This window comes from Corynebacterium urealyticum DSM 7109 (assembly GCF_000069945.1).
GTDB lineage: Bacteria > Actinomycetota > Actinomycetes > Mycobacteriales > Mycobacteriaceae > Corynebacterium > Corynebacterium urealyticum.
Map to the genome: position 1 here is coordinate 2098088 of NC_010545.1, position 18594 is coordinate 2116681.

An 18594-nucleotide genomic window follows, 5' to 3' on the forward strand; every position below is an offset into this window, starting at 1 on the left:
GCATCACAGCTCGCCGCACACCCGCAGCAGCTGCCCAGGAAGGGAGCCCCACTCAATGTCACGCCACGCAGCACCCAGCGACCGCGGCTCCATTGACCTGCTCTCCCCCATCCTCAATCAACTCGGCCCGCTGAGCGCACGAGTCCGCGACATCCTCGACGCTGAAGCACCCGCGCCCGCGCCCACAGCGCAGCCGCTGCGCACCGGAGAGTCTCCGGACGCCACCCTGACCGCATGGTCGGATCTGAAACCAGATCAGCCCCTCCTAGCCCGTGGCCTCCGGCCGCTGCTCACCAGCCTGGGACTGGCCGAGCACCCTGGGAACTACACCGGCGAATACCCCCAGAAGGAAGCCGATTTCCTGATTGCCCTCGGCCACGACCTCCGCAAGCACGGGCTGGAGGCCGAGCACTACGGTGCGCTCGCCCGCGCGCTCGGCCAAGCGGGGGCCGACGTCCCCACTCTGGACGAGCAAGCGCAGGCCACGCTGGAGGATGCCGCAAACCTGACCTGCCACCTGCTCGCCCTCGGCGCCCAGCGCAGCACCGCAACCGCGACGCGCACGGCCGAGGTCCTCGACGTGGCGGAAGCCTACCCCGGAGACGAGGCCGCCGGGCGTCCCGCGATCGGCGTCATTCGCGTCCAGGAAAGCTCACCGCAACCCTGGTGGACCGGGCAGTACCTCGACGTCCGCACCCCTTACGGCGAAAAGCAGTGGCAGTACCTGCACCCCGCCACGCCTGCCAACCCGGACGGACTGATTGAGTTCCACGTGCGTGGGGATAGCGCCGCCCGCCGCGCGATCCTCGCGGAGGCCCAGGTCGGGGATCAGTGGGTACTCGGGGCGAACTATGGCTTCCTCAGCGTGGCTGCCGAGGACGAGCGCCCGGTGTGCATGGTCGCGCAGGACACGGGCCTGGCTCCGCTGCGGGCCCTATTGCTGGAGATCGCGCAACAGCCCGAGCCTCCGGAGACCGCGCTGTATGTCGGAGCCGATAGCGTCGCCGAATTCTACGAGCTGCCCAGCTTGCTGGGCTTTGCGCGCGCCTGGGACTGGCTGCGAGTAGTGCCCGTGGCCGCGGAGGCAGCCGGGATCGAGGAACTGACGGGGACGTCGGCGGAGCTCGATGGGCTGCTGCGGGTCGGCCATGCCGTCAACGCCGCCATCCGGGACGGCGCGTGGCAGGATGCCCGGGTGCTCGTCGCCGGGAATGACGCGCAGGTCACCGCGAGCGTGGATGCGCTGCTGGCAGCGGGCGCGGACCCCAGCCAGCTCAGCGTGGATCGGGGCTAGTCCTCTGGGGCTAATCCTCTGAGCCTAACCCTCTGGGGCTAATCCTCTGGCTCGATGTGGATCGTCTCGGTGATCTCGCGGTCGAGGTTGTGGCCGCCGAGGATCGGCAGGCCCTTGCGGACGTGGTCCACGGAATTCGGGTCGATATCCACCGTCAGCACCTGGGCGGCGTAGCCGGTCTCCGCGAGCTTGGCCCCCTGCGGGCTCACCACCACGGAGTGCCCGACACCGGTGGGGCCTTCTGGCTTGCCGTAATCCTCGGGGCTGCCAGGTCGGGCCATGCCAGCGGCCACGAGGTAGGAGCTGGAGTCCAGGGCCCGGGCGGAGGTCAGCGCGCGCCACTGATCGAGCTTGCCTGGCCCATCTGCCCAACTGGTGGGCACGACGATGACCTTCGCGCCGGACTGCGCCAGGGCGATGAAGTGGCCGGGGAAACGAATGTCGTAGCAGGTGGCCAGGCCGATCTTCACGCCATTGAGCTCGAAAGTAACGCGACGGTTCCCGGGGCGCACGGTGGCGGATTCCTGGTGGCCGAAGGCGTCGAAGCAGTGGATCTTGTCGTAGCCCGCGAAGATTCCCGGCCCCGCAACCAGCAGGGTGTTGGTCACGCGGCGGAACTCCTGGATGCCACCGCTATCCCCCGGGCGCTCGGTGGATAGCTCCCCATTGGGCAGCCGGAAAACCGTATCCGCCGGGGTGAACATGCCCACGACGGCGACGATCCCATGCTCCTCCGCGGTGGCCTTGATGGCCCGACCGAAGGGGCCGTCGAGGGGTTGGGCGACCGTGTCGAGGCGCCCAGCATCGAAGGGGAACATCGCGGCCTCAGGGAAAACCACGAGGTCAGCGCCGTTTTGCGCGGAGCCAGCGATGTACTTCCGGATGAGGGCGAGATTCGCCTCGACATCCGGCTGGGCGCTCATCTGGATCACGGAAATTCGCATGCCACCAGGGTAACGAGAAACCACACCCGGCGCTGGCGCTCGTGGGGATTAGACCTGGGCGCGGCTGTGGCCACTGTGGATATCCCCGGCGCGGCTGTCCACAGAAACTACCGCTGGCTCCGCACTGGATTCCGCAGCGCCGCCCGCGGTGTTTTCCTAAACGCACCGGCCGCCGGCGGCGATTAGCCCCGCCACCAGGCCACCACACACGAGGGGGAAGAATGCCAGAGACCACCACGCTCGCACCGGGGATCGAGCACATCCTCGGTCGCATCGGAGACACAGTATCCAGCACGGCGGCCCAGACCGCCGAGGATGTTGCGCAGGCGGGCGCCGAACGCGCCCGGTTGGGGCTCACCAATCACGCAGAACTCACAGACCAGGTGGAAGGCAGCCTGCGCGGGCTCTCCTCCCCCGAACCCGACGGCCAGTCCGATGCCCCGCACGACGCAGTGAGCAGCAGCACGCAGCTGGACTACGGCGACGTCCTTCATCTCGACCCCATCGCCCTGGAGCACGTCCTCATGTCCAGCAAGAAGCTGCATGCACAAACTTCCGACCAGGCAGGAAGGCTCAGCCCGGGGTTGTCACCGGGCCCTGGTCCACGCATGGGCGCGGCCGTGGCGCATGCCAACGCCGCCATTCCCACCGCCCTGCGCTCCCAGCTGGAGCAGTGGCAGCAGATGTGCGCCGATATCTCGTCTTTTAAGGACGCCAACACCGCAGCCGATTCGGTGGCTGCGCGGTGCCTGGCGCCGACCGGTGGAGGTGAGTCGTGATGAGCGGCGTGACGGTTCCCGCGGTGGAGCACGCCGCCACCGGCGAGATCGTGGAACAGGCGCGTACCTGGTCGGATGCCGGCGAGCACATCTCCGAACTCGCCGCACAGTGCCGGGGGCTGGGAATGACCGAACCGGAGGTGTGGCAGGGCGCAGCGGCGGACGCGGCACACCACCGGCTGAGCACCGCTCTCACGCAGGCGGACTCCACGGGCTGGGCAGCCGGCCTATGCGGCACCTCGACTAGCGGCTACGCCCGGACACTGCAGATCGCCCAGGGGATCCTCAAGGCGCTGCGCTGGGTTGAGCCCATGATCCACATCGACAGTGCTGGCGTGGCGCACACGGCGATTCCCGCACTTCAGCCCGTCGCCGGAACGCTGACCGGCATCGCGCAATCCGCGCTCACGCTGGTGCGGACGGTCGACGCTGCGGCTGGTTCCGCCGTCGAGGCACTGGCCTCCCATGTCCGCCCGGTCCCCGTGGTGGGCTGGGGTGGGGCCGAACCGGGTGGGGCGGCTGTGATGCCCGCCCAGAGCATCAACCTGCCTTATGGCACCGCGACCGTGGTCGGCGATGTGGCCAGCGCAGAGCGGGTCATCACCCTCGTCGGCGGGGTGGGCTCCCGCGGGGAGGCCGCCAAAGCCAAGCAAGTGCGCTTCGCCCAACAGCTCGCCGGGGAGAAAGTCGCGGTGGTGTCCTGGAACGGCTACCATGCCCCCAGCAACCTGATCAGCGGTGCCAGCGGGGAGCTCGCCACCACGGGTGGGGCCCGGCTGCGGGCCTTCCAGGACAGCCTGCGCCGGATCAACCCCGACGCCACATTGCACGTCAGCGGCTATAGCTACGGTTCCGTTGTCGTCGGCCAGGGCGCGGCCGACGGCCACCTCGACGCCGACCGGGTCACCTTCCTCGGCAGCCCCGGCGTCCCCGTCAACCACGCCAGCGAGCTACGGCTCAACCCCGGCGCGCGGGTCGAGGCCTACACCGAACCCGGCGACCTCATCGAAAACATCAGCTCCGCCGCCACCCTCGGGAAGCTGGCGTACGACCCCGCCGCCGTGTTGCCGAAGAACCAGGGCATCCACGGAGCCGACCCCACCTCCCCACTTTTCGGGGCCGATGACCTCCTGAAGCCGGGCGGCAGTGGCGAGCGTGCTGGCATTTCTCGGCTATTGGAGTACGGGATCGACCGGGTCGACGACGCGCGGCTGGCCGCTGGCGGAGAGACTGGTTCCCACAGCGCTTATTACAACGATCCGGCGGTGGTGGAAGCCCTGCGCGAATAGGCGCCTCACCTGGGGATACCCCCTTTTCGCGTTTATTCGCGTCACTGCTTTCTTCGCTGTAGCCTACGAAAGATGAAGACTAACGCTCAGCCGTCCACCCCGGAGGTCCTGGTCGCCGACGATCCGCGCACCGTCCGGCTTGGCACCCTTGTCAGTTTGATCATTGGCAGCGCTGTGGGCGCCGGCATCTTCGCCATGCCGCAGAACATCGCGCTGGTGGCCTCCCCAGGCGCGGCGATGATCGGCTGGATCATCACCGGCCTCGGCATGCTGTGTGTGGCCTATGTCTTCCAGGCCCTCGCGCAGCGCAAGCCGCACCTCGACTCGGGCGTGTACAGCTACGTGCGCGCCGGGCTGGGTGACTTCATTGGTTTCGCCTCGGCGTGGGGTTATTGGCTGGGCACGATCATCGCCCAGGTGGGCTATGCGACCCTATTCTTCAGCTCGCTGGGCTTCTTCTTCCCCATCTTCGGTGGCGATCACCCCTTCGTTCAGTCCCTCGCGGTCTCCGCACTGACCTGGACGATCTTCCTGGTGCTCTCGCGCGGCGTGCGCCAGGCGGCGATCATGAACGTGGTCGCCACGGTCGCGAAGATCCTGCCGATCATCGCTTTCCTCGTGCTGGTTGCCTTCGTGGGCTTCAAGCCGGAGGTCCTCACAACGGACTTCTGGGGTCAGGCCGCTACGTTTGGTGAGGACGGCAACCAGGTCAGCACCCTGACCGACCAGGTTAAGGGCATGATGCTCTTCACCGTCTGGGCGTTCATCGGCGTGGAGGGTGCGTCCACCTATTCCAAGCGGGCGCGCCACCGCAAGGACGTCTCCCTCGCCACCCTGCTGGGCTTCCTCGTCGTCTTCCTGCTGCTGGTGCTCGTCAGCTTCCTGTCCTTCGGCGTGGCCAGCCGCGAGGAGCTCGCCGCGATGGGCGATAACTCGATGGCGGAGGTCCTGGAACTCGTCGTCGGACCGTGGGGCGCGGGCCTGATCTCCATCGGCCTGTGCATCAGCGTGCTGGGCGCCTACGTCTCTTGGCAGATGCTGTGCGCCGAGCCGATCATGCTGATGGCCCAGGATGGCCTGCTGCCGAAGTTCGTTGGTAAGACGAACCCGAAGGGCGCCCCGGTCACCGCCCAGCTGTTCTCCGCGCTGATCATCCAGGTGTTCATCGTGATCTTCTACCTCAACGAGTCCACGTACTCCACGATGGTGCAGCTGGCGACCTCGCTCTACTTGCTGCCTTACGTCTTCAGCTCGCTGTACCTGCTGTTCCTGGCCACCCGCGGCGCGGGCATCGCTCACCCGGATGCCGGCCGCCTGTTCAACCTCTCCGGCCCGGAGATCCCGAAGTCCACCAACCGGATTCACCTCGTACTGGGCGGGGTGGCGTTCATTTACTCGCTGTGGCTGCTCTACGCCGCCGACCTACGTTTCGTGCTGCTGGGCACGCTGCTGGTGATGCCGGGCATGATCATCTACATCTTCACCCGCATCTCCGCGAACGAGCGGATCTTCAATGCCTTCGAGTGGCTCATCGCTGCTATTGTGACTGTTTCTTCTATTGCGGGGCTCTGGCTCATCCTCACCGGGGAGATTGCGCTCTAAACCGCCAATAATGAACTTCAGGCCCGCTACCCCAAGGTAGGGAGCGGGCCTGAAACGTCTCACTGGCAGGCTGGCTAGCCATACCGCTAGCGCTTGCGCCGCTGCTCCCACAGCACCACCGCGGTGGAGCGCGGCACGTGCACGATCTCGCCGCGGCTGCGGCCCCGCGATTCGCCGCGCGCATTGGCCAGCTGCTGGCGCAGCACCGCGTTTTCCTGCTGTGCAGCCTGCAACCGTTCCTCCAGCTCGATGATGCGCTGGATGCCCGCGAGGTTCACGCCCTCCTCGTGGGAGAGCCGCTGGATCTCCAGCAGCTGGGCGATATCGTCCCGGGAATAGCGCCGCCCGCCGCCACGGGTGCGCTGTGGGGTGACCAACCCCATGCGGTCGTAGGTGCGCAGGGTTTGGGCGTGCATGCCGGTGATCTCGGCGGCCACGGAGATCACGAAGACCTCCTGCTCCTCCCCCTTGCTTCTGACCCCGGCCGTACCGGCCTCCGGCCCGGCCTGCTCGTTCGGGCCCTGCTTCTTGCTTGCCTCAGACATTGGCTTTCACCTCCACTTCCTGGCTCTTAGTCCCGACCGGCCCAGTTGGCACGAGGGTCGAAGCCGGAGCGCTTCTCCTCTTCGGCGTAACTGCGCAGGGCGCTCATCGCGCCTTCGTCGAGGTTGCTCGGAATCTCCACCTTTACGGTGACCAGCAGGTCGCCGCTGTTGCCGTTGCGTTTGTGGACGCCGCGTCCCCGCACCCGGAGGGTCGTGCCGTCCGCGGTGCCCTGTGGGATGCGGACGCGCACCTTCGAGTCCAGGGTCGGGACGGTGACCGCCCCACCGAGGACGAGTTCGGTGTAGCTGACCGGGACGGTGAGCTGCAGGTCGTCGCCGCTTCGGGTGAAGACCTTGTCGGGCTTAACGTGGACGGTGACGAAGAGGTCGCCGGAGGGCTTGCCACGTTCGCCCGCGGCACCCTGACCTGCCAGGCGGACCTTCTGCCCGTCGACCACGCCGGCTGGGACGCGGACGGTGATGGTGCGCGGGCGGTGCTGCTGGCCGGTGCCGGAGCAGTCCGGGCACGGGTCCTCGATGCGGGTGCCGGTGCCGGAGCAGTCCGGGCAAGGCCGGGAGAATCCGAACGCGCCCCGGTCCTCGGAGACCAGCCCGTTGCCGCTACAGGTCCCGCAGGTGCGCGGGCTGGTGCCAGGCTTCGCGCCAGAGCCGTGGCAGTTGGTGCAGGGGGCCGCGCTGGTGAGCCGGATGGGCACGGTCACGCCCTTGGTGGCTTCCCGGAATTCGAGGGTGATCTCGGTTTCTACGTCCGCGCCCCGGCTGCGTTTGCGCTGGCGCCGCCCGCCACCGCCGCTGAAGCTGCTAAAGCCGCCGCCTCCGCCGCCGCTTGCACCACCGAAGACGTCGCCGAAGATGTCCGAGATGTTGAATTCCTCGCCCATCCCGGTGCCACCGCTAAAGCCGCTGAATCGGCCGCCGCCGCCGAAGCCGCTAAAGCCGCCTGGGGCACCGCTAAAGCCGCCACCCATGCCGCCGGAGGCGACCATGGACTTCAGCTCGTCGTATTCCTTGCGCTTCTCCTTATCACCCACGACGGAGTAGGCCTCGGAGGCTGCCTTAAAGCGGTTCTCGGCCGCGGTATCCCCAGGGTGTTTATCCGGGTGGTTGTCCCGCGCGATCTTGCGGTAGGCCTTCTTAATCTCCTCAGCGCTGGCGCTTTCACTCACGCCGAGGTCTTTGTAATAATCCTTGTCTATCCATTCACGGTTCATTGTCTTCTGCCTTCGTTCTAATCTGCTGTTTTCTAAATTTTTGCGGTTATGGGCGGTGCCGTTTGGAGCTGCTCAGGGCACGCCACGGAACTCAACCTTGAGTCTACCGCGCTGAACTTTGCGCTTCCATTCTGCCTCAACGATTCTGCGGGCAAAGTATTCCTTCTTCTGGGGTTTTCCGCCCGAACGGTTAGGCTGGAGGCTATGACCCCTCGGAAGCCCAATTGGTTTGAACGGCTCTTCGGCCAGCCTGCCGCCGCCAGCGGTGCGGACAGCACCCCGGTTCAGCAGCCCGATACCGCACCTTCCCCGGACGCCGCGAGCCTCAACGGCGAGACGGATGGCTCCCCCGCGGCCCCGCAGGATAACGTCCCGCAGGCCCCCTCCGAGATCCCGGTCTCCCAGATGCGCGATGCAGATTTTTATGCCGCGATGCGCGTGCGCCTGGCCCCGGTGAAGAAGGAGCTGGGCGTGGCACCGAAGGGTGCTTTCCAGTTCGATAAGGACTCCCCCGTCCGCCCCTACGCCGATGACCTCATCGTGCGCCTCTGCCTGGACCGCCCCGGCGGGATTCGAGCGCTCACGGAGCGCGACCTCGATGACCGCGGCCTGGTGGAACATCTCTACCGCATGGGCTACCGGAACCTATGGCAGGACCTCATTGAGTCCGACCTGCACTTCCGGGAGGTGCGTTCGGATTCGGGCGTGCTGCCTCACGATGGCGGGCAGGACCCGGAGATGGTGTGGTGCATCGAGTCCAGCTCCTACTATGCCGGCTCCGCCCCGCTGTTCCTGGAAGAGCTTTTCGCCCGCTATCGCCCTGATGTGGACTTGAGCTCGGGCATCATTTTCGCCAGCCCTCACCGCCACCTGACACTGGCGCGCGAGGTCACCAATGGCAACGACCTCATGGGCTCGATCGGACTGATGGCGACGATGGCGGCGGAGCAGTACAGCTCGAAGCCGGGCCAGATCAGCCCGCGGCTGCACCTGCTGCACATGGGTGAAGTCACCACGTTCACGGACGTCGTGTGGGGCGATAAGGATCGCCAGGTGGAGATCCAAGTCAAGCCCACCCCCTATCTGATGGGCCGGATTAGCGATGGCCTGGACGGCGATGGCGGTTTCGGCTTCGGTGGCCCGGGCGACCCGGGCCCAGGCGGGCCAGGTCTCTAGCACCAAACCCCAGGCCTGCCGGTGGTGCACAGAAAACTAGGCGCCCCGCGCGCAGCACCCCGTCCGACCCAAGTAAATCAGAAACGCGAAAGGCCCCGCCCAACGGCGGGGGCCTTCCTTCGAGCCAAGGGCTCTAGCAAAACCGACCTAGAACAGGCCCGTGGCGTTCTCCGAGTAGGAGACGAGCAGGTTCTTGGTGTGCTGGTAGTGAGACAGCATCATCAGGTGGTTCTCGCGGCCAATACCGGACTCCTTGTAGCCACCGAACGCGGCGTGAGCTGGGTAATTGTGGTACTGGTTCACCCACACGCGACCCGCCTGGATGTCACGGCCGGCACGGTAGGCGATGTTGCCGCTACGGGCCCACACGCCGGCGCCCAGGCCGTAGTTCGTGTCGTTAGCGATACGGATGGCCTCGTCGTAGTCCTTGAAGGTCACCACGGACAGCACCGGGCCGAAGATCTCCTCCTGGAAGATCCGCATGTCATTGGTGCCCTTAAAGACGGTCGGCTCGATGTAGTAGCCGTTCTCCAGCCCCTCGATCTTGTTGACGTTACCGCCGGTGAGGGTTTCGGCCCCCTCCTTCGGACCGATCTCCAGGTAGGAGCAGATTTTGTCCATCTGCTCACGGGAGGCCTGCGCACCCATCTGGGTTTCGGTGTCCAGCGGGTTGCCCTTCTTGATGGCGTTCACGCGCTTCACGCCGAGCTCGAGGAACTCGTCAGCAATGGACTCGTGGACCAGCGCGCGGGACGGGCAGGTGCAGACCTCTCCCTGATTCAGGGCAAACATCGCGAAGCCCTCGAGAGCCTTATCGAAGAATGCGTCCTTCTTATCCATAATGTCCGGGAAGAACAGGGATGGGGACTTGCCACCCAGCTCCAGGGTGACGGGGATGATCCGCTCGGCTGCGACCTTGTTGATGATGCGGCCGACCTCGGTGGAGCCGGTGAAGGCGATCTTGGCGATGCGCTTGGAGCCGGACAGGGCAGCACCGGCTTCCGAGCCGAGTCCGTTAACGATATTCAGGACGCCATCAGGCAGCAGGTCTGCGATCTTTTCGACCAAGTACAGCAGGGAGGCCGGGGTCTGCTCCGCCGGCTTCAGGACGATGGCGTTACCGGCAGCCAACGCCGGTGCGATCTTCCAGGCGGCCATGAGGATTGGGAAGTTCCATGGGATGATCTGCCCCACGACACCCAGTGGCTCGTTGAAGTGATAGGCGACGGTGTCGTCGTCGATCTGGGAGAGCCTTCCCTCCTGGGCGCGCAGGGCACCGGCGAAGTAGCGGAAGTGGTCGACGGCCAGGGGAATGTCTGCGGCGAGGGTTTCGCGGACTGCCTTACCGTTATCCCAGGTATCCGCGACGGCGATTTCCTCGAGGTTCTCCTCGATACGGTCGGCGATGCGGTGCAGGATCAGGGCACGCTCGGCTGGGGAGGTCTTGCCCCAGGCTGGCGCTGCCTTGTGCGCCGCGTCGAGCGCGAGCTCGATGTCTGCAGCCTTGCCGCGGGCCACCTGACAAAACACTTCACCGGTGACGGGGGTGACATTGTCCAGGTACTCACCATCGACTGGCGGGATCCACTCGCCGCCGATGAAGTTGTCGTAACGCTCACGGAAGTTGACGATCGAACCTTCGGTCCCTGGGTTCGCATAAATAGTCATGTACTGCCCTTTCTGGTTGAGCTCAGATGAGCTTGTGAGACACTTTACATTTGGACAGCAAAGTATGCCACTGTTTTTCTTCCCTTTTCGCGTTTTCCCTTAATCGATCAACCTCGCCCCAGCTCCCACCCTTAGTTCACCCTCCCTTATAAAGCCTTGATTCACCACCGGAACACCGTCGCAGGAGAGGAGTTTTATTAGAGCCGTGAGGCTGCTTTGGCGCTGGCCGAAGTAGATCCGGACCATAGACAGCAAAAGACCCGGCCCCCGAATGAGTGCCGGGTCTTATACCGCGGTTATTACTGCGGATCCGCGATGACAACCATCGCGTGGCGGAGCACTCGCTCCCCCATGCGGTAGCCCTTGCGGAGCACGGTACCGACAGCCTTCTCGTCGCCAGAGGACATGTCCTGCACGGCCTCGTGAAGCTCCGGGTCGAAAGCATCACCCTCGGCGCCGAAGACCTCAACCTTGGCCCCGCGCAGAACCGTGTTCAGCTTGTCGGACATCGCCTTGAGCGGCCCGGTCAGGTCGCCGTGCTCGGCGGCCAGATCCAGGTCGTCCAGGATCGGCAGGAGGTCCGTGGCCAGGCCAGCCTTGGCTGCCTCCACCGCTGCCTCCCGGTCGCGTTCAGCGCGGCGACGGTAGTTGGCGTACTCGGCGGTGACCCGCTTCAGATCCTCGGTGCGCTCAGCCAGCTCAGCCTCGGCCGGGTTGGCGGCAGCCTCCGGGTCCAACGAAGGATCGACCGTCTCGTCGCCGTCGGCCAGGTCGGCCGCAGCGTCGTCGGCTGCTACCTCGGCGGCGTCGCGCTGGGCGTCCTCCTGGGCCTTCACGGCCGCTTCGGGGGATTCGCCCGGCACCTCGCCGGCATTGTCGACGGCCGCATCCGCCTCTGGGTCAGTGACCGCCGGATCACCTGGGTTATCCGGCATCTCGCCGGAGGTGTGTGCGTTCGTCATTACTTCTTCTCATCCTCGCTGTCGTCCTCGTCGACAACCTCAGCGTCGACGACGTTCGGATCCTCGGAGCCTGCATCCTCAGCGCCGCCTGCCTCGCCAGCCTGGGCTGCCTCGGACTCGTAGATGGCCTTACCCATCTCCTGGGACTCCGCGGAGAGCTTCTCCATGGCGTCCTTGATGGCCTCGATATCCTCACCCTTCAGGGCCTCGTCGACAGCCTTGGCTGCCTCCTCGACCTTGTTCTGGATGTCCTCGGAGACCTTGTCCTTGTTGTCCTCGACGAACTTGCGGGTCTGGTAGACGGTGGACTCTGCGGAGTTACGGACTTCCTGCTCCTCGCGGCGCTTCTTGTCCTCCTCAGCGTGAGCCTCGGCGTCCTTGATCATCTGGTCGATCTCGTCCTGGGAGAGGCCGGAGCCATCCTGGATCTTGATCGTGTTCTCCTTGCCAGTGCCCTTATCCTTCGCGGTGACGTGCACGATGCCGTTGGCGTCGATGTCGAAGGTCACCTCGATCTGCGGGACACCGCGCGGGGCCGGAGCGATACCGCCGAGCTCGAAGGAGCCGAGCAGCTTGTTGTGCTGCGCCATCTCGCGCTCACCCTGGAACACCTGGATCTGCACGGAAGGCTGATTGTCCTCAGCCGTGGTGAAGGTCTCGGAACGCTTCGTCGGGATGGTGGTGTTGCGCTCGATGAGCTTGGTCATCACGCCACCCTTGGTCTCGATACCGAGGGACAGCGGGGTGACGTCGAGCAGGAGGACGTCCTTAACCTCACCGCGCAGAACACCAGCCTGCAGCGCCGCACCGACAGCGACAACCTCGTCCGGATTCACGCCCTTGTTCGGCTCCTTGCCGCCGGTCAGCTCCTTGACCAGGTCGGTCACGGCTGGCATGCGGGTGGAACCACCGACCAGGACGACGTGCTCAATCTCGTTGATATCGACGTCGGCGTCCTTGAGGACGGCCTGGAAAGGCTTCTTGGTGCGGTCCAGCAGGTCCTGGGTGATGCGCTGGAACTCGGTACGGCTCAGCGTCTCGTCCAGGAACAGCGGGTTCTTGTCGCCGTCGACGGTGATGTACGGCAGGTTGATGCTTGCCTGCTGGGAGCTGGAGAGCTCGATCTTCGCCTTCTCAGCGGCCTCGCGGAGGCGCTGCAGGGCCATCTTGTCCTTGGTCAGGTCGATGCCGTTGGCGTTCTTGAACTTCTCGACCAACCAGTCGACGATCGCCTGGTCCCAGTCGTCACCGCCGAGCTTGTTGTCACCGGAGGTTGCACGGACCTCGACGACACCGTCGCCGATCTCCAGGAGGGAGACGTCGAAAGTACCGCCACCGAGGTCGAAGACCAGGATGGTCTGCTCCTTGTCGCCCTTCTCCAGGCCGTATGCCAGTGCTGCGGCAGTCGGCTCGTTGACGATACGCAGGACGTTCAGGCCTGCGATCTGGCCGGCGTCCTTGGTTGCCTGGCGCTGGGAGTCGTTGAAGTAAGCCGGCACGGTGATGACCGCGTCGGTGACGTCCTCGCCCAGGTAGGACTCGGCGTCGCGCTTCAGCTTCATCAGCGTGCGTGCGGAGATCTCCTGTGCGGTGTACTTCTTGTCGTCGATTTCGACGTTCCAGCTGTCGTTGCCGATGTGGCGCTTGACGGAGCTGATGGTGCGGTCAACGTTGGTGACCGCCTGGTTCTTTGCGGACTGACCGACCAGAACCTCGCCGTTCTTAGCGAAGGCTACGACGGAAGGCGTGGTGCGTGCGCCCTCGGAGTTGGCGATAACGGTTGCCTCGCCACCCTCGAGCACCGACACCACAGAGTTCGTGGTTCCCAGGTCAATACCTACTGCGCGTCCCATTGTCTTTTCTCCTTTTTGTTGTGGGTTTTATGTGCTGGCCCTTGCGAGCCTCTCACTAAGCCTTAGCGCCCTAGACTCAAGTTTTATTCCCAGCATTCGGAAAATCTTTTAAATTTCTCCGAAAACCAGCGATTTTCAGTTATTTTGAGCCCTTCGGTGGCCTCGGAGACCCTGCATGAGCGCCAGCGCCTCAACTTCTGTAACCAAGTATCCAAAGATTTCATTCCCGGTCAAGCCAAGTTGAGTGCAATGCGCTCAGCTTCCATGATTTTCGCAGGACAGACTAGGCTAAACAGTCATGAGCCTGTCGATGCACATCGCCGCACTCTTCCCAGACCCGCGCGTTCAGCGCGCCAAAAAGCAAACCGGCATCGCCCGGAAGACTGCCATCGTGCCGGATCCACCCCACGAGGTGCGCCAGCACTATGCCGTCTTCGAGCGCTATCACGCAGGCTTTCCCATTTTCTCCATCACCCAGATGGTCTTCGGAGACTCCCAGTCCGCCGAGGCGCAGGAGTACGACCCGAACGCGCCAGCCCTCGACGAGCTCACACCCCAACAGACCGCCAAGCGTGCCGTCCTCTATATCCCGGGTGGCGACTTCTCCGACTACATGCCAACCGCCGCCTGGCGCTTCGTCACCGACCTCGTGGACGCAGGCCTGCGCGTCGATATCCCACTTTCTGGTCGACTCCCGGACTACACCGCCCGGGAAGCCGTCCCCTTGGTGCGCCGGGCCTACCAGGATCTACTGAAGGAGCACGGGGCGGAAAACATCACGATCATCGCCGATGGTTCCGGTTCCGCACTCGCCCTCGGCAGCCTGCTGGCATTCCTGCCGGACGCATGCCCCTCCAACGTCATCCTCGCCGACCCCTGGTACGACCTCGTGGCCAGCGGCTGGCAACAGGAACACACGGGCAAAGTGGCGTCCTACCTCAAAGAGGTCTCCCATCGCTGGGCCGGCGGCCAGCTCAATAACGCGAAGGTCAACCCCGGCGTCATGGGACGCCAGGAGTGGCGCCAGTGGGCAGGCTCCGCCTTCCACATCTTTGTCGGCGGTCACAGCCAGCCAATGCGGGACGCGCGCCGACTCGAGAAGGATCTGAAGAACGCGGACGTGGCGGTAAACGTCACGCGCGTCGAGGGAACGGTCTACATGTACCACCTACACCGGACGAGCGAGGGCCGTCGCGACCGCCGTCAGATGATCCGCATCGCGCAGGGGCAGGAGAGCTAAACCGCGACGCCAATGACCCTGTGTTCTGCATCACTAGTGGTAGAGCGCTGATTCGTGAGCCAGGACACAAATTACGCAACATTTCTATTGCTTATTTCACCCCCGGGGCGGGGCCGAAAAAGTGTATATACCTGCGGTTAAGCTGCTAACGTACGCATAAAGTAACGGAATTATAGGTATCCAGCTCATCCGAGACTGGCTTATAAAGGAGTACTCTATGTACCTGCTTGCAGCAGGGCAGGCGACAAGCACTGACATTCCGTGGAATGTCACGGTTCCCCTGGGGATCATTGGCGCACTGCTCTCCATCCCAGCCTGGATTTTCTTCCTCCGCGGTGCCCTGCAGATCTTCAAGACGATCCGCTTGGGCCAGCCAGCGCTGAAGCGCACGGATAACCCGGGCGCCCGCCTCGGCAACCTGATCAAGGAAATCCTGGGCCACACGAAGATGGCCAAGAAGCCTGGGGTCGCTATCGCCCACTGGTTCGTCATGGTGGGCTTCCTCCTGGGCTCACTGGTCTGGTTCGAGGCCTACATCCAGACCTTCAACCCCGAGGGCGGCTGGCCGATCATCGGCAACTGGGCCGTCTACCACTTCGTTGACGAGATCCTGGGTATCGGCACCACGCTGGGCATCATCGCCCTGATCATCATCCGCCAGAACATCGGCGATAAGGAGCGCAAGGCACGCTTCTACGGCTCCAACGCCAAGGCCGCGTACTTCGTCGAGATCGTGGTCCTCCTTGAGGGCCTGGGCATGATGTTCGTGAAGGCCGGCAAGATCGCCACCTTCGCCAGCTACGAGGGTGGCCACGTCGCCACCGACTTCCTGACGATGCAGATCGCGAAGATCCTGCCGGAGTCCCCGCTGATGGTCTCCGTCTTCGCGCTGATCAAGCTGCTCTCTGGCATGGTCTGGCTGTTCATCGTGGGTCAGAACATCACCTGGGGTGTCGCATGGCACCGCTTCATGGCGTTCTTCAACATCTTCCTGAAGCGCAACTCCGACGGCCGTAACGCGCTCGGCGCGGCGAAGCCGATGACTTCCCAGGGTCGCATCCTGACTATGGAAAACGCCGACCCGGACACGGATAACATCGGCGCCGGCTCCATCGAGGACTTCACCTGGAAGGGCTGGATGGACTTCACCTCCTGTACCGAGTGTGGCCGCTGCCAGGAGCAGTGCCCGGCGTGGAACACGGAGAAGCCGCTGAGCCCGAAGAAGCTCATCATGGACCTGCGCGACCACGCAGTCTCTTCTGCCCCGTACCTGCTGGAGAAGGCCTCCGCCCCTACCGGTGGCGGCCTGTTCACCGGTGACGCCACCGAGGCGGATCCGGCAGCCGAAGCGCACGCCGATATGCCGCTGCTGCAGCTGGTCGCCGAGGGCGAGATGGGTGTTATCGACCCGGACGTCCTGTGGTCCTGCACCAACTGTGGCGCCTGTGTCGAGCAGTGCCCGGTGGACATCGAGCACATCGACCACATCGTCGACATGCGCCGCTACAAGGTGCTGGCTGAGTCCGAGTTCCCGACCGAGCTGGGTGGCCTGTTCAAGAACATGGAGACCAAGGGCAACCCTTGGGGCCAGAACAACAACCAGCGCTCCGACTGGATCCAGAAGGCGAAGGCCGACGGCATCGAGGTGCCGGTCTTCGGCGAGGACATCGAGAACTTCGACGACACCGAGTACCTGTTCTGGGTCGGTTGTGCCGGCGTCTACGACGACAACGCCACCAAGACGACCCGCGCGGTCGCCGAGCTGCTGTACACCGCTGGTGTGAAGTTCGCCGTCCTGGGTGAGAACGAGGGCTGCACGGGTGACTCCGCCCGTCGCGCCGGTAACGAGTTCCTCTTCCAGATGCTGGCTGAGCAGAACATTGAGGTCCTGGACAACGCCTTCGAGGGCGTGCCGCCGAAGCAGCGCAAGATCGTGGTCACCTGTGCTCACTGCTTCAACTCTCTGCGTAACGAGTACCCAGAGATGGGCGGTAACTACGAGGTCATCCACCACACCCAGCTGCTGAACAAGCTGGTTCAGAAGGGCTACCTGGAGCCGGTGAACACGCCGTCCTCCAGCCGTACCGTGACCTACCACGACCCGTGCTTCCTGGGCCGTCACAACAAGGTCTTCGACGCGCCGCGTGAACTGATCGGCGCCTCCGGTGCTGAGCTCACCGAGATGCCGCGCAACCGCAACACCGGCTTCTGCTGTGGTGCTGGTGGTGCCCGCATGTGGATGGAGGAGGACCTCGGTTCCCGCATCAACCTGAACCGCACCGACGAGGCGCTGGCCACCGGCGCGGACGCCATTGCGATTGGTTGCCCGTTCTGTAAGACGATGATCAACGACGGTGTGAACAACCGTCAGGCAGACATCGAGGACAAGAGCGAGCGCACCCAGGTTCTGGATATCGCTCAGATGTTCCGCGAGTCCATCCTGGTCGACGGCGAGCTGCCGGCACCGCGCTCCCCTGAGTTCCTGGCCGCCCCTGAGCGTGGCTGGGTCGATGAGGAGAAGCTGGCCCGCGAGGAGGCCGAGCGTAAGGCTGCGGAGGAAGAGAAGCGCCGCGCTGAAGAGGAGAAGAAGCGCAAGGCTGAGGCCAAGGCTGCCGAGGACAAGAAGAAGGCGGCTGCCGCTGCCGCCGGTGGCGCTGCAGCTGCGGGTACCGCGGGTGCCGCTGCCGCCGCTCCGGCTGCGCCTGGTGGTGCCCCGGCCGCTCCTTCTGCTCCGGCCGCACCAGGTGCTCCTACCGTTCCTGCTGCAGGTGTCCCGGCTGCCCCGGCTGCCCCAGCGGCACCAGGTGCTCCGGCCGCACCGTCGGCCCCTGCTGCACCATCTGCAGGCGCTCCGGCTGCTCCGGCCGCACCGTCGGCCCCGGGTGCTCCAGCAGCTCCTGCTGCTCCGGGCGCTTCCGCCCCAGCTGCACCGAAGGCTCCTGCTGCTCCGGCAGCTCCAGGTGCCCCAGCGGCTCCGGGTGCTCCAGCGGCTCCTGCTGCACCGTCTGCAGGTGCCCCATCGGCCCCAGCAGCTCCTGCTGCACCGGGCGCTCCTGGTGCTCCAGGCGCACCGGGTGCTCCGGCGGCTCCGGGCGCTTCCGCCCCAGCTGCGCCAAAGGCTCCTGCCGCTCCGGGTGCTCCAGGCGCACCAGCAGCCCCGGGTGCCTCCGCTCCAGCGGCTCCGGCAAGCGAGGGCTCCGCTGCAGCTGAAAAGCCAGCAGCAGCACCGGCTGCGGAGAAGACCGAGTCCGGCGCCATCAAGCTGGGCAGCACCGCTCCGGGCGCACCAGGCGCTCCGGGTGCACCGGCTGCGCCGGCCGCAGCACCAGCGGCAGCTGCCCCTGCAGCAGCTCCAGCGGCTGAACCAGCTGAGGCTCCGACCGCCCCAGCAGCCGAGCAGAGCGAGCAGGCAGAGGCTCCAGCTGAGGCTACTGCCCCGGCAGCTGAGGCACCACAGGCTGCTGCACCAGCATCGGGTGCAACCGAGGAGGGAGGCGTGATCAAGCTCGCCGCCTCCACCCCGGGAGCTCCGGGTGCACCGGGCGCGCCAGCGGCTTCTGCTGCACCGGCTGCTGCCCCACAGGCTGCAGCGCCAGCTGCTCCGGCCCAGCCAGCAGCACCGCAGGCACCTGCCGAAGAGCAGGCCGAGGCTCCAGCCGAGGAGGCTGGCGCTGAAGAGACCCCAGCCGAGGAAGCACCGAAGGCCGCTGAGGCTCCCGCCGCTCCGGCAGCGGATAAGCCAGCCAGTGGCGCGACCACCGAGGGTGGGGTCATCAAGCTGACCCGCAACACCCCGGGCGCACCGGGTGCCCCAGGCGCTCCTAACTCCTAAGGGTCAGGCAAGAGGCACGGCCCTCTGACCTAAAGAACCGCATCTGCTTCCCAGCAGGTGCGGTTCTTTCTATGCGCCGCCTCGCGGCAATCCCCTTTGAAACGCAACAGTCCGTCGCGGACTACTCCAGCCCCTGCTAAAAACGGGACCTGCCGGTCAGCCCCAGCGCCCCACCACC

At 65.2% G+C, this 18594-nt stretch carries 13 protein-coding genes; 7 read left to right on the forward strand and 6 right to left on the reverse strand.

The genetic code is table 11. The features are described from left to right. Nucleotides 1-55 precede the first annotated feature (55 nt). A complete protein-coding gene (locus tag CU_RS09050) occupies nucleotides 56-1294 on the forward strand; it encodes a flavohemoprotein (protein WP_012361040.1) in 1239 nt (412 codons plus the stop codon). Between the two features lie 38 nt (nucleotides 1295-1332). Here CU_RS09050 and CU_RS09055 read toward each other — a convergent pair whose 3' ends face one another. Then, nucleotides 1333-2238 (reverse strand): carbon-nitrogen hydrolase family protein, encoded by a 906-nt coding sequence (locus CU_RS09055; RefSeq protein ID WP_012361041.1) that lies wholly within the window; start codon nucleotides 2236-2238, stop codon nucleotides 1333-1335. 221 nt (nucleotides 2239-2459) lie between these two features. Here CU_RS09055 and CU_RS09060 point away from each other — a divergent pair, with 221 nt between their 5' ends. The 3 genes from CU_RS09060 to CU_RS09070 all read left to right on the forward strand — a co-directional run bounded on the left by CU_RS09060 (nucleotide 2460) and on the right by CU_RS09070 (nucleotide 5908). Beyond that, entirely contained in the window at nucleotides 2460-3017 is a 558-nt protein-coding gene (locus CU_RS09060) for a hypothetical protein (protein WP_012361042.1), read from the forward strand. Further along, nucleotides 3017-4306: an alpha/beta hydrolase gene (locus CU_RS09065; protein ID WP_012361043.1), complete on the forward strand. Its 1290-nt coding sequence runs from the start codon at nucleotides 3017-3019 to the stop codon at nucleotides 4304-4306. Before CU_RS09060 ends, CU_RS09065 begins: the two co-directional genes overlap by 1 nt. A gap of 72 nt (nucleotides 4307-4378) precedes the next feature. Beyond that, nucleotides 4379-5908 carry a basic amino acid/polyamine antiporter gene (locus CU_RS09070; protein WP_012361044.1) on the forward strand — a complete coding sequence of 510 codons (1530 nt, stop codon included), beginning with the start codon at nucleotides 4379-4381 and terminating at the stop codon, nucleotides 5906-5908. An 86-nt stretch (nucleotides 5909-5994) separates the two neighbouring features. Here the strand turns inward: CU_RS09070 and CU_RS09075 are convergent, their stop codons facing one another. Both CU_RS09075 and dnaJ read right to left on the reverse strand, forming a co-directional pair. Continuing rightward, nucleotides 5995-6453, reverse strand: coding sequence for a heat shock protein transcriptional repressor HspR (locus tag CU_RS09075; RefSeq protein ID WP_012361045.1), 459 nt, complete (start codon nucleotides 6451-6453; stop codon nucleotides 5995-5997). A 26-nt stretch (nucleotides 6454-6479) separates the two neighbouring features. Beyond that, a complete protein-coding gene (gene dnaJ, locus CU_RS09080) occupies nucleotides 6480-7685 on the reverse strand; it encodes a molecular chaperone DnaJ (protein WP_012361046.1) in 1206 nt (401 codons plus the stop codon). Between the two features lie 204 nt (nucleotides 7686-7889). On the opposite strand from dnaJ, the gene CU_RS09085 reads away from it, so the two are divergent. After that, a complete protein-coding gene (locus CU_RS09085; protein ID WP_231837663.1) occupies nucleotides 7890-8861 on the forward strand; it encodes a hypothetical protein in 972 nt (323 codons plus the stop codon). Between the two features lie 147 nt (nucleotides 8862-9008). Here CU_RS09085 and exaC read toward each other — a convergent pair whose 3' ends face one another. The 3 genes from exaC to dnaK form a co-directional block, all read right to left on the reverse strand. Beyond that, entirely contained in the window at nucleotides 9009-10529 is a 1521-nt protein-coding gene (gene exaC, locus CU_RS09090; RefSeq protein WP_012361048.1) for an acetaldehyde dehydrogenase ExaC, read from the reverse strand. A 299-nt stretch (nucleotides 10530-10828) separates the two neighbouring features. Continuing rightward, nucleotides 10829-11491 (reverse strand): nucleotide exchange factor GrpE, encoded by a 663-nt coding sequence (gene grpE / locus CU_RS09095; protein ID WP_012361049.1) that lies wholly within the window; start codon nucleotides 11489-11491, stop codon nucleotides 10829-10831. Beyond that, nucleotides 11491-13344, reverse strand: coding sequence for a molecular chaperone DnaK (gene dnaK, locus CU_RS09100; protein ID WP_012361050.1), 1854 nt, complete (start codon nucleotides 13342-13344; stop codon nucleotides 11491-11493). The genes grpE and dnaK overlap by 1 nt, the downstream gene beginning before the upstream one ends. Nucleotides 13345-13642: 298 nt before the next feature. On the opposite strand from dnaK, the gene CU_RS09105 reads away from it, so the two are divergent. Then, the gene (locus CU_RS09105; RefSeq protein WP_012361051.1) at nucleotides 13643-14584 is read left to right on the forward strand and encodes an alpha/beta hydrolase family protein; all 942 of its coding nucleotides are present in this window, start codon (nucleotides 13643-13645) and stop codon (nucleotides 14582-14584) included. Nucleotides 14585-14801: 217 nt separating this feature from the next. Then, nucleotides 14802-18416 (forward strand): (Fe-S)-binding protein, encoded by a 3615-nt coding sequence (locus CU_RS09110; protein WP_012361052.1) that lies wholly within the window; start codon nucleotides 14802-14804, stop codon nucleotides 18414-18416. Nucleotides 18417-18594: the final 178 nt, after the last annotated feature.